1 protein-coding gene is annotated in these 519 nt (G+C 56.3%); it reads left to right on the forward strand.

The window, feature by feature from the left end:
* Positions 1 to 70: 70 nt before the first annotated feature.
* On the forward strand, positions 71 to 519 hold a 449-nt coding region (locus AWB65_RS35350), incomplete at its 3' end, for an RES family NAD+ phosphorylase (protein ID WP_445344305.1).

The raw sequence follows: 519 nt of genomic DNA on the forward strand, positions 1-519 counted from the left end.
TCGATCAACTTGTCGAGGTTGTGCTGAGCGTGGTCGGTATTCACGGTGAGGAAGCAGTTTGATTTTGTCGATGCCAAGCCGCGTCATTGCGGCGGGAGAACTGCTCCAACACATTAGCCGAATCGAATACGCCGCCACGCCGCTCCATTTTGGTACAAGCTCCGCAAATCGATATGACGATCCGAAGGGTGGCTATGGGGTTCTCTACTTGGGCTTCGACCTTCCGACTGCATTGATGGAGTCGGTTTTTCATCAGCACCAATGGCACCGAAGCCGTTCGCGAACCATTACGCTAAGCGAGATTCGTGGACGCATTGTGCGTGCTGTTGGCGTAGTCGAGCGACTGAACTTGGCTGACATGACCGCACCAGGCGTGATGGCGCGTGAGTTCGGCCTCAATCTCGGTCAACTGGCAAGCCGACGTTACCTCCACACGCAGCGTATCTCTCGGCAGATTTACGAGGCGCTCGACAACAGCGGCTTCCCAGCCTTCGACGGTCTGCTCTATCCCTCGCGGAA

Source organism: Caballeronia humi (genome assembly GCF_001544475.1).
In the GTDB taxonomy this organism is placed as follows: domain Bacteria; phylum Pseudomonadota; class Gammaproteobacteria; order Burkholderiales; family Burkholderiaceae; genus Caballeronia; species Caballeronia humi.